10 protein-coding genes are annotated in these 9,334 nt (G+C 72.1%); 7 read left to right on the top strand and 3 right to left on the bottom strand.

What is annotated here, in order from left to right:
* Positions 1–931 (top strand): alpha/beta fold hydrolase (locus M878_RS52665; protein ID WP_031223779.1); only part of this gene is annotated, 931 nt, incomplete at its 5' end.
* A gap of 38 nt (positions 932–969) precedes the next feature.
* Here M878_RS52665 and M878_RS52660 read toward each other — a convergent pair.
* Complete coding sequence (locus M878_RS52660; RefSeq protein ID WP_023544518.1) at positions 970–1,224, bottom strand: hypothetical protein; 255 nt, start codon at positions 1,222–1,224, stop codon at positions 970–972.
* 287 nt (positions 1,225–1,511) lie between these two features.
* Between M878_RS52660 and M878_RS52655 the strand changes: the two genes are divergently transcribed.
* The 6 genes from M878_RS52655 to M878_RS52630 all read left to right on the top strand — a co-directional run bounded on the left by M878_RS52655 (position 1,512) and on the right by M878_RS52630 (position 8,584).
* Complete coding sequence (locus M878_RS52655) at positions 1,512–2,315, top strand: ABC transporter ATP-binding protein (protein ID WP_023544517.1); 804 nt, start codon at positions 1,512–1,514, stop codon at positions 2,313–2,315.
* Positions 2,315–4,825, top strand: coding sequence for an FtsX-like permease family protein (locus tag M878_RS52650; protein ID WP_023544516.1), 2,511 nt, complete (start codon positions 2,315–2,317; stop codon positions 4,823–4,825). Before M878_RS52655 ends, M878_RS52650 begins: the two co-directional genes overlap by 1 nt.
* An 86-nt stretch (positions 4,826–4,911) precedes the next feature.
* Complete coding sequence (locus M878_RS52645; RefSeq protein ID WP_023544515.1) at positions 4,912–6,210, top strand: sensor histidine kinase; 1,299 nt, start codon at positions 4,912–4,914, stop codon at positions 6,208–6,210.
* Complete coding sequence (locus M878_RS52640) at positions 6,174–6,818, top strand: response regulator (protein WP_023544514.1); 645 nt, start codon at positions 6,174–6,176, stop codon at positions 6,816–6,818. Before M878_RS52645 ends, M878_RS52640 begins: the two co-directional genes overlap by 37 nt.
* A gap of 138 nt (positions 6,819–6,956) precedes the next feature.
* Positions 6,957–7,712, top strand: coding sequence for a thioesterase II family protein (locus tag M878_RS52635; RefSeq protein ID WP_023544513.1), 756 nt, complete (start codon positions 6,957–6,959; stop codon positions 7,710–7,712).
* Positions 7,709–8,584 (top strand): SDR family oxidoreductase, encoded by an 876-nt coding sequence (locus M878_RS52630; RefSeq protein WP_023544512.1) that lies wholly within the window; start codon positions 7,709–7,711, stop codon positions 8,582–8,584. The genes M878_RS52635 and M878_RS52630 overlap by 4 nt, the downstream gene beginning before the upstream one ends.
* A gap of 330 nt (positions 8,585–8,914) precedes the next feature.
* On the opposite strand, the gene M878_RS52625 is transcribed toward M878_RS52630, so the two are convergent.
* Positions 8,915–9,106, bottom strand: coding sequence for a hypothetical protein (locus M878_RS52625; RefSeq protein ID WP_023544511.1), 192 nt, complete (start codon positions 9,104–9,106; stop codon positions 8,915–8,917).
* Positions 9,100–9,237, bottom strand: coding sequence for a hypothetical protein (locus M878_RS98780; RefSeq protein ID WP_209445488.1), 138 nt, complete (start codon positions 9,235–9,237; stop codon positions 9,100–9,102). The genes M878_RS52625 and M878_RS98780 overlap by 7 nt, the downstream gene beginning before the upstream one ends.
* Between the last annotated feature and the right edge of the window lie 97 nt (positions 9,238–9,334).

Raw genomic sequence — 9,334 nt, 5'->3', positions numbered from 1 at the left:
CCACCCCAGCCCGGCCGCCCTCGCCGCCGTCCTGCGCGAACACCTCGCCGGCGGCGGCCGGCCGGCCCAGTCCGGCGGCGCCGCGGACCTGGAGTCGGTCGGCGGGCTGGTGCGGCGCGCGGCAGCCGACGGGAGGATGGCCTCGGCCATCGAACTGCTGCGCACCGTCGCCGAGATCCTCCCCGGCTTCTCGTCCCTGGCCGAATTCGGGGACCTCACCGACCCGGTACGGCTGTCCACCGGGGACGGCGCCGCCTCGCCGCGGCTGGTCTGCCTGCCCTCGCCGATGGCACTCGGCGGCGCCCACCAGTACGCCCGTTTCGCCCGGCACTTCCACGGCCGCTCTGACGTCCTGGTGCCGGCGGTGCCCGGCTTCGGTCCCGGCGAGGCACTTCCGCGTTCCGTGGACGCGGTGGTGGAGGTGGTCGTCGAGGGCATCCGCCGGGCCTGCCCGGACGAGCGGCCGTACGTGCTCGTCGGCTACTCCTCCGGCGGCCAGTTCGCCCACGCGGCCGCCGAGATCATGGAGAAGGCCGGACAACCGGCCTCGGGCGTCGTGCTGTTGGACACCTATCTGCCCGGGGACGACGGCAAGGACGACCTGTGGCGGCAGATGTTCGACGGGATGCTGGACCGCGAGTCCGCCCTCGGCGGCTTCGGCACCGCCCGCCTCGCCGCCATGAGCCGCTACAGCGATCTGATCCAGCACTGTATGCCGGGTGCCCTGACAGCGCCGGTGCTGTTCGTGCGGCCCACCGAGTCCTTCGCGACCGGCACCGGCACGGACGACTGGCGGGCCACCTGGCCCGCGGAGCACGCACCGGTCGACGTGCCCGGCACGCATTTCACGATTCTGGAGGATTTCGCCGAGACCACCGCCGAGGCGGTCGAGGTGTGGCTGACGGCGACAGAAGCCGCCGGCGCTTCCTGAAACAGGCAGCCGAAAGGCTGCCTGCGCCCCCTCTGTCTTCACTCGCCGGCCTCGCGGAAATGCACCAGCCAGGCATGGATATCGCAGCGGATACTGTGCGGATCGACCCCTAAATGCGCGGCGATTTCGTCCGCGGCCAATTCCGGCTGCCAATCGCTGCGCTGGAGCGCCAGCCACATCGTCGTGCCACGTGGGCCGCACCGGTGCCGCCTGCCGGTGCGCGGGGAGTACAGCTCCAGATATCCGTCGGGCCGGACCTGCGCGGTCAGATCGTGGTCAGGCCTGGTGGCCATGGGGCTTCCTATCTTTCGTGCTTCTTCCGACGCGTTCGAAGGTACCCGCAGACACCCCTTGAGGCACGGGTGTCAACCAGCCCTTTTGGAGAGGAGTCAAGTATTCGGTCTGGGTGGCGACATCGCTGCACGAAGTTCGCGAGCACCCGCCGAAACCTGGCGTGCCGAGGTAGAGAAACCTCTACCTCGAACCGGCCGGAGAATGCCAATGTGCCGCAGCCGCAGCGTTCCTAATCTGGTCCACAGACACCGCGTGAGAAGCGCGATATCTCATAGGGGAGCCCGCAGTGCACACTTCACAGGACCTCCGCCGGGCGGAGGCGGTACGGCTGGACGCCGTGTCGAAGACCTATGGCCGAGGAGACAGCCAGGTGGCCGCGCTCCGCGGGCTCACCATGAGCTTCGCCGACGGCACCTTCACCGCCGTGATGGGCCCGTCCGGGTCGGGCAAGAGCACCTTCCTGCACTGCGCCGCGGGGCTGGTCCAGCCCAGCTCCGGCAAGGTCACCGTCGGCGGCACCGACCTCGCCGGCCTGGACGACACCCAGCTGACCAAGCTGCGCCGCAACCGGATCGGTTTCATCTTCCAGTCCTTCAACCTGCTGCCCGCGCTGACGGTCATGCAGAACATCACGCTGCCGCTGCAACTGGCCGGACAGCGGCCCGACAAGGGCCTGATCCGCAACGTCGTACAGCGTGTGGGACTGAACGAGCGCCTCGGTCACCTGCCGGCCCAGCTGTCCGGCGGCCAGCAGCAGCGCGTCGCCATCGCCCGGGCCCTGGTGACCCGGCCCGCCGTGGTCTTCGCCGACGAACCCACCGGCGCCCTCGACACCCGCACCGCCGCGTCCGTGCTCGCCCTGCTGCGCGAGTCCGTCGACACCGCCCGCCAGACGCTGGTCATGGTCACCCACGACCCGGTCGCCGCCTCCTATGCCGACCGAGTGGTCTTCCTTGCCGACGGCACCTTCGCCGGCGAACTGCACCGGCCGACCGCCGACGCCGTGGCCGCCCGGATGACCAGGCTCGGCGCCTGGGAGGACGACACCCAGCGGCAGAGCTCTCCGCTGTCCTCCGGGGGGCGTTACTGATGTGGCAACTCGCACTGCGCACCCTGAAGTTCCGCAAGACGAGCTTCGTCGCGACCTTCCTCGCCATGTTCCTCGGCGCCGCCATCGTCATCGGCTGCGGCGGCCTGATGGAGACGGGCATCCGCATGGCGGCCGACCCGCAGCGCCTCGCCGGCGCCCCGGTCGTCGTCACCGGTGACCAGACCTACGACTCCACCGCCCTGACCGAACGTCACCGCATCGACCCCGCACTGGTCGGCACGGTGGCCAAGGCCGACGGCGTGCGCACGGCCGTCGGCGACGTGTCGGTCCCGGCCACCGTCCTCAAGGACGGCAAGCCGCTGACCGGCAAGTCCGACTCGTACGGCCACGGCTGGGCCGGCGCCCGGCTCACCCCCTATACCCTCGCCGTCGGTGGATCCCCCGCCGCCGGCGGCGAGGTCGTCCTCGACTCGGGACTGGCGGAGCGCGCCGGCGCCCGTCCCGGGTCCACGGTCGACATCGTCGTCCAGGGCACCACCCGGCGGTTCCGGGTCAGCGGCATCGCCGAGCAGCACGGCGGCCACAACCCGCACGCCGCCGTGTTCTTCACGGACGACGAGGCACGCACCCTCGCCGGCGGCCGGATCGACTCCATCGCCGTCCTGCCCGCGCCCGGCAAGAGCGACGCCGCCGTCGCGGACGCGGTCCGCTCGGCGGTCGGCGACCGCGCCGAGGTGCTCTCCGGCGAACACCGGGGGCTCGCCGAACTGCCCGGCACCCTCCCCAGCAAGCGCACCGTCGTCATCCTCGCCGCGGTCTTCGGCTCCTCGGTCGTGCTGATCGTCATGTTCGGCGTCGCGTCCACGCTCGGCCTCTCCCTCCAGCAGCGTGCCCGCGAGATGGCCCTGCTGCGCGCCGTCGGCTCCACCCCCAAGCAGCTGCGCCGCATGATCCTCAGCGAGACGGCCGTGCTGTCGGTGGGCTCCGTGCTGCTCGCCCTGCTGCCCGGATGGGCCATCGGCCGGCTGCTGTTCGGGGTGCTGACCTCCAGCGGCGTGGTGTCGTCGGAGATCGTCTACCACGCCGGCTGGATCCCGATGGCCGTCGGAGCGATCGTCACCGTCCTCGCCGCGGCGGGAGCCACCCGCTTCGCCGGACGCAAGGCCGCCCGCACCGAACCGGTGGCCGCGCTGGCCGAAGCCACTGCCGGCACCCGCTGGTTCAGCGTGCCCCGGCTGCTGCTGGCGCTGTTCTTCCTCGCCAACGGCATCGGCCTGGCGATCGCCACCGCCACCGTGATGGACGACGGCCCCACCCTCGCCAGCACCGCGGGACCCGCCTCCGTGCTGTTCTGCATCGGCCTCGCCCTGCTCGCCCCCGGCATCACCAGGGTCATGGTGGCGCTGCTACGGCTCCCGGTGCGCGCCTTCTCCGGACTCTCCGGGCAGCTCGCGCTGCGCAACGCCGCCACCGCCAGCGTCCGCATGGCGGGCGCCGTCGCACCGATCGTCCTGCTCATCGGCATCGCCACCGGCACCCTGTACATGCAGTCCACCGAGGACCACGTCTCCCGGACCTCCTACGACAAGAACATCCTCGCCGACTACGTCCTCGACTCCACGACGGGCGGGTTCGCCCCCGGCGTCGTCGAGAAGGTACGCGCCACTCCCGGAGTGGCCGCGGCCTCCGAACTCGTCATCAGCCGCGGCTTCGTGGACCGGCCGGGCGGCCTGGCCGACGCCGACCTGCGCGGAGTCTCCGCCGAGGGCGTGCGCCAGAGCCTCGACCTGCCCGTCGTAGCCGGATCGCTCACCGACCTGCGGGGCGACACCGTGGCCCTGTCCGACAAGAAGGCCCGCGAGTACGGCGTCAAGGTCGGCGACCGGCTGCCGATGCACCTCGGCGACGGCACCGCCGTACACCCCACCGTCGTGGCCCTCTACACCGACAACCCCAAGCAGCAGTACCTGACGCTGCCCGCCGCCGCCCTCGCCCCGCACACCGGCGACGGACTGCCGCACCAGATCCTGGTCCGCACCGCGCCCGGCAGCGGTGCCGAGGCCCACGACCGACTCGCCGCGCTGGCCGCCCGGGTGCCCGGCACCGAACTGGACGTCAGCTCCTCGCTGGCCGGCCGGAACAACCAGATCCAGCAGATCCTGGTGTCCGCCAACTACACGATCGTCGCCATGATCGTGGGGTACGCCGCCATCACCGTGGTCAACACCCTGGTGTCGGTCACCCGGAAACGGAGCGCGGAGTTCGGCCTCCAGCGGCTCACCGGCGCCACCCGCGCCCAGGTGATCGCCATGCTGACCGTCGAGGGTGTGCTGATCGGCGTCATCGCCACCGTCCTCGGCACCATCGCCTCGGCGACGACGATCGTCCCCTACAGCCTCGTCAAGAGCGACTCGTATCTGCCCTCCGGATCCATCGGCATCTACCTGGCGATCGTCGGCGGGTCGCTGCTGCTGGTGTTCGGCGCCACGCTGATGCCCTCCTGGCGCGGTATGCGCAGTCCCGCCGTGGACACGGTGAAGGCCGCGTGAGCCACCCCCTGACCGGGCCGTCCCCGCTCCCCCCGGGCGGGGGCGGCCCCGCCATGACCGGTGCCGCGGGATGGGAACATGAAGGCATGAAGACTGTGCCGGTCACGTGGCGCGGCCTGCTGGGCCGCGCCGCCCTGGACACCCTGGTCGGTGTGGCGATCGCCGCCGGAGCCCTGCTGTCGATCGTCCTCTTCGTCACCACCGCCTACTTCATCATCATCGCCGTGATCGGCATCGGTTTCCTCGCGCTGCCCTACTGCACGCGCGCGGTGCGCTGGCTGGCCAACCTCAACCGGCGTGCGGCCGCGCACTCCGGCATCCCGGTGGAGCGGCCCTACCGGCCCGAGCCGGAGGAGATCGAGAAGGACATCGTCGGCTGGATGCGCCGCTGCAAGTGGATCCTGACCGACCCCGCGACCTGGCGGGATCTGCTGTGGCTGCTGCTCAACTGCGTCGTCGGCCTGGCCGGTTTCGTGCCGGCCGGGCTGCTTTACTACGCGGGGGAGGGACTGTTCCTGGCCTGCGGTCTGTGGCAGCCCATCGCGGACGGCGGACAGGGCCGCTGGTACGCCTTCGTCACGGTCGACAGCTGGCCGGCCGCGTTCGCCGCGGGACTGCTGGCGCTCGTCGTGCTCACCGGCTGGGTGTTCCTCGGCCCGCTGGTGCTCAAGGGGTACGCCTGCTTCGTCCGGTTCCTGCTCGGCCCGACCCGGCAGTCCCAGCTGGCCTCCCGGGTGCAGCACCTGTCGGAGACCCGCTCCGGCGCCCTCGACATCCAGGCCGCCGAACTGCGGCGTATCGAACGCGACCTGCACGACGGGGCGCAGGCCCGGCTGGTCAGCCTCGGCCTCCAACTCGGCGCCGTCGACCGGAAGATGACCCAGGACCCCGAGGAGGCGCGGCGGCTGCTGCGGCAGGCCCGCACCTCCTCCGTGCAGGCCCTGAGCGAACTGCGCGACCTGGTCCGCGGCATCCACCCGCCGGTCCTCGCCGAACGGGGCCTGGCCGACGCCCTGCGCGCCCTGGGCCTGGCCAGCCCCTTGCACGTCACGGTGGTGGCGGACCTGCCCGGCAGGCCGCCCGACCCGGTCGAGTCCGCCGTCTACTTCGCGGTGTCGGAGCTGCTGACCAACGCCCTCAAACACGCCGAGGCCCAGCGCGTGGAGATCCTCGCCTGGTACGAGGAGGGCACCCTGCACGCCCGCGTCACCGACGACGGCCACGGCGGCGCCGACACCTCGGCCGGGAGCGGCCTGGAGGGCATCCGACGGCGGCTGGCATCCTTTGACGGGGTTCTGGAGATCGACAGCCCCCCGGGCGGACCGACCGTGATGAAGATGGAGCTGCTGTGCGCGTTGTCCTCGCCGAAGACCTCTTCCTCCTGAGGCAGGGGATCATCCAACTGCTGGAGGCGTACGAGTTCGAGGTGGTCGCGGCCGTCGACAACGGCACGGACCTCGCCGCGGCGATGGCCGAGCACCGGCCCGACGTGGCCATCGTCGACGTACGGCTGCCGCCCACCTTCACCACCGAGGGCCTGCAGGCCGCCCTGCGTGCCCGCCGGGAGCAGCCCGGCCTGCCGATCCTCGTCCTCTCCCAGCACGTCGAGCAGATGTACGCCCGCGAGCTGCTGGCCGACGGCACCGGCGGCATCGGCTACCTGCTGAAGGACAGCGTGCTGGACGACGAACAGTTCATCGACGCCGTACGACGGGTCGCCGCCGGCGGTACGGCCATGGACCCCGCCGTGGTCGCCCAGTTGATGACCAGCCACTCGCGGGACGAGCCGCTGGCCGCGCTCACCGGGCGGGAACGCGAGGTGCTGGAGCTGATGGCCGAGGGTTGCTCGAACACGGCGATCGCCCAGCGGCTCACCGTCACCGAGGGCGCGGCCGCGAAGCACATCTCCAACATCTTCACCAAGCTGATGCTGCCGCCGTCGAGCGACAGCAACCGCCGGGTGCTCGCCGTGCTCGCCTACCTCAACGCCTGAGCCGAACCCTGTCTTTGGGGCGGAGGGGGGCGGAGTCGGGGCGGATAGGGGTGGTCGGCCGTCTTCGTGCGGGTGAGACTGCTGGAGCACGCCCGCGGCCCGGGCCGCGGCCACCGCCAGGAAGGAAACGCCGACCCCATGACCACGCTCGCCGAGCACGACCGCCTCTGGATACGCCGCTACCACCCCCGTCCGGACGCGGCGGCCAGACTGGTGTGCCTGCCGCACGCGGGCGGCTCGGCGACCTTCTACCACCCGGTCTCGGCGAGCCTGCCGGCGTCCGTGGACGTGCTCGCCGTGCAGTACCCGGGACGCCAGGACCGGCGCAACGAGCCGTGCGCCGACAGCATCCAGGAACTGGCCGACCACGTCACGTCCGTCCTGCTGCCATGGACGGACCGCCCGCTGCTCTTCTTCGGCCACAGCATGGGCGCGACCCTCGGCTTCGAGGTCGCCCGCCGTCTGGAACGCGACCACGGCGTCGTCCTCCACGCGCTGTTCGCCTCCGCCCGCCGCGCCCCCTCCTGCCCGCGCGACGAATCCGTCCACCTGCGCGACGACGACGGACTCATCGCGGAGATGCGGAACTTGAGCGGCACGGACTCGGCGATCCTCGACGACGAGGAACTGATCCGCATGGCCCTGCCCGCGATCCGCGCCGACTACCGCGCCGCCGAGACCTACCGCTACGAGCCGGGCCCGAACCTGCGGTGCCCGATCGTGGGGCTGGTCGGCGACGACGATCCGAAGGTCACCGTGGACGAGGCACGCGCCTGGTCCCGCCACACGGACGCGTCGTTCGACCTCCATGTGTTCCAGGGCGGCCACTTCTATCTGACGTCCCACCAGAGAGAAGTCCTCGACCTGCTGGCGAAGGAGGCGGTCCGGGCATGACCGCCGTCCTCATCACCGGGTGCGGCAGCGGCATCGGCCTGGAGACGGCGCTCGCGTTCGCGCGCCGGGGCGACCGGGTGCACGCCTGCGTACGCAACCCCGCCACCGCCGAGGAACTGCTCCGGCGCGCCCGAGCCGAGGACCTCACCCTCGACGTCCCACAGCTGGACGTCACCGACGACACCTCGGTCACCGCCGCCGTCACCGCGGTGCAGGACCGGAACGGACCGGTCGACGTCCTCGTCAACAACGCCGGCGTCGACCGCACCGGCCCCGTCGAGACCATGCCGCTCGACCAGGCGCGGACCCTGATGGAGACCAACTACTGGGGCGCGCTGCGCATGTCCCGCGCCGTGCTGCCCGGGATGCGCGCCCGGGGCAGCGGTGTCATCGTCAACGTCTCCTCTCTCGCCGGCCGTACGTTCGCCGTCCCGCACGGCGGCTTCTACGCGGCGAGCAAGGCCGCCCTGGGCGCGCTCAGCGAGGCCCTGTATGCGGAGGTCCAGCCCTTCGGCATCCGTGTCGTGTGCCTCGAACCGGGCAGCTTCGCCTCCGCCATCCAGCGCAAGTCCGCCGCCTGCACCGCCGGACAGCCGTCCGGGACCGGCCCGTACGACGCCGACCACGCCTGGCTCTCGCGGTTCCTCACGCGCGTGGCGGAAGGCGCGGCCGACTGCGCGGAGGCGGCCGAGGCGATCGTCGCCGCCGTCGACGACCCGGACACCCCCTTGCACACGGCGGTCGGCAAGGACGCGGAGGCAGCCCTGCGATTCCTCGCGGGCGTCCCCTACGAGCAGTGGCTGCCCTCCTTCCTCGACCAGGCTCAGTCCCTCGCCGGACCCCGCCCCGTCCCGCCGCCCGCCGGCCACTGAACAACTCCTGCTGCTCCCAGCCCGGTCACTCAGGCGCTCCACCAAGCCGGTACGATCCCGCCCGACCGTGAGCACCGTGCCCTCGGGCCGTTCGTCCCCGGCGTGCACTGCGGCGTCACTCCGGGGCACGAGCCGGGCGCCCACCCGCGTGTACTCCTGACCTGGCGCGCCCGCCACGATCGCGACGGACTGCGGGTCGCCACGAAGGCGCGCCATGCCCGCAGTGCCTTCGGTAGCGCTCCCGCGGCGAGTACGCCGGTGACGCGGTCGCCGGTGCGGCAGGCGACGAGCAGCCGCCGGGCCGGATCGCTTTCGAGGACGAGCGCCTCGTCATGGCCGCGCAGAATTCCATGGGCCCGGTACGACGCTCGACCCGGTGGCGTCGGCCAGCCGCACGCCGGTCACCCCGCCGGCGTCGCTCAGGATCCCGGTGACCGCCGCACCCGTGCGCACCTCGACGCCCAGACCGCGGGCCACGGCGGCCACCTCAGTGCCGAGGAACCCGGCACTGACGATCACCATCCGCCGCCCGGGCCGCAGCCGCGCCCGCCGGTCGCGACGACCAGGACGTCGTACTCGACCTTCGCGCCGTCGGCCAGCAGGACCGACCGTGCACCCGGATCCAGCTCGGTAGCCGGCACCCCTAGGTACAACTCCGGCTCCAGAGCGCTCAGTTCGGCGCCGGAGCCGGCGGTGGCGGGCGTTGGACTCCTTCGCCGTGCCGCGGCCGGTGTACCGGCACCCGGTCCG

It is taken from the genome of Streptomyces roseochromogenus subsp. oscitans DS 12.976, assembly GCF_000497445.1.
Lineage (GTDB): Bacteria > Actinomycetota > Actinomycetes > Streptomycetales > Streptomycetaceae > Streptomyces > Streptomyces oscitans.
Note: the sequence above shows the minus strand (reverse complement) of the source record. Positions and strands in the feature narration are given on the sequence as shown.